The organism is Synergistaceae bacterium, assembly GCA_017450125.1.
GTDB lineage: Bacteria > Synergistota > Synergistia > Synergistales > Aminobacteriaceae > JAFUXM01.
Map to the genome: position 1 here is coordinate 1 of JAFSWZ010000006.1, position 1,754 is coordinate 1,754.

At 52.4% G+C, this 1,754-nt stretch carries 2 protein-coding genes; both read left to right on the top strand.

Going from position 1 to position 1,754, the window contains the following annotated elements:
• The coding region (locus tag IJT02_00125) for a thiamine pyrophosphate-binding protein (GenBank protein MBQ7543333.1) at window positions 1-1,532 on the top strand (1,532 nt) is incomplete at its 5' end.
• Between the two features lie 27 nt (window positions 1,533-1,559).
• Window positions 1,560-1,754: aldehyde dehydrogenase (locus IJT02_00130; GenBank protein MBQ7543334.1), on the top strand; the 195-nt coding region annotated here is incomplete at its 3' end.

The window sequence follows — 1,754 nt, forward strand, 5'->3', positions numbered from 1 at the left end:
TCCCCAGCTACTACTACGGCAAGCACCCTCATCAGGAAGTCAACATGCACGGCGACGCAACACAGTACAGACTTCTTGAGCCTGTCTGCAAACGCTGCTGGAGAGTCGACGACCCAGAAGCACTCCCCGACATTCTGGATAAGGCCTTCAGGCTTGCAGAGTCCGGAAGACCCGGCCCGGTGCTTATCGATATGCCGATGGACATCTGGAGCAGAGAGATCGAAGAAGATTTATTCGCCCGCACATATCAGGACAGCCACATCACAGTGAAGCCCGCTCTTGATCCCGCATGTGCAAAAGCAATCGCCAAGAGACTCATCGAGGCCAAAGCTCCAGTGATTCACGCAGGCGGAGGAATTTTGTTAGCTCAGGCTTCCGCAGAACTTGCAGCACTCGCGGAATTTCTTGACATCCCGATTTCACGCACTCTTATGGGTCAGGGCTGCGTCAGTGATCTTCATCCGCTGATGGTCGGTCAGACTGGCTTCTGGGGACTCGCTCATACACACGCTTTCACGCTGGGAGCAGATGTGATTCTTGCGCTGGGGACACGTTTCGCGGAGGCTGACTCTTCGAGCTGGTATCAGGGCGTAACGTTCGATCCTGCAACAACGAAATTCCTTCAGATCGACATTGACCCCACAGAGATCGGCAGAAATTACCCCGTCGAAATCGGTGCAGTAGCAGACCTGAAACTTGCGCTTGCTCAGATTCTTGAGGCAGCAAAAGCCATCAAGCCCGAAGGCATAAAACGCCCCGGACTCCGTGAAGGCATCGCGAAGGCAAAAGCTGAGTTCAAAGAGGAAGTCAAAGCTATCACCGAAGATTTACGCTTCCCGATGACTCCGCAGAGGATTCTCAAGGACGTAAAAGAGGCTATCCCTGAGGACGCACTAATCTTCACCGATGTAGGCTGGAACAAAAACGGTGTCGCACAGCAGTTCACGGTTACGATTCCCGGAACAGTTCACCACTCTTCAGGACTCGCAACGATGGGCTTCGGAGCGTCAGCAGTTCTCGGCGGCAAAAAAGCTGCTCCCGATAAGATCTGCATTGCCCTTATCGGCGACGGCGGTTTTGGTGTCAACCCGACATGCATGGCTACAGCGGTTGAAGAGGGTATAGCTTGTACTTGGGTAGTCATGAATAACATGGCTTTCGGTACGATCGCAGGACTCGAAAACGCAAACTATCACACGAAATTCGGTACTACCTTCCACACGCCGGACGGCGCAGCATATTCGCCTAACTGGGCAAAAGTCGCTGAGGGCTACGGAGTCGAGGCTATCAGAGTCAATTCTGCTGAGGAGTTCGCTCCAGCAATGAAGAAGGCTGTAGAGGCCAACAAAGCCGGTAAGCCGTTCTTGGTTGAGGCTATCATGGAGAATATCCCTGTGCCTACACCGGGCTGCTGGAACATCAACGACATCTACACGCCGGGCGAGCTTGTCAAAGAAGGCAAACTTGTAAAGAAGGACGAAAACGGCAGATATATTCCGCCGTCACACGTTAAATCACACATAACGAAGTAATTTTTTGAGAGGAGTTTTTCTACTACAATGGCACATCATGAAGTAACACCCGAAGAAATCGCCATGCTCGAAGAAATGGTGAAGAAGGCCAGAGCCGCAGCAGAAGTTATAGCGACTTACGATCAGGACAGAGTCGACCACCTTTGCCGCGCAATTTGTGCAGCACTCTACCCGTTGAAGGTCTGGGGACCGATTTGCGACGAAGCAGTTGACGAGACCAGA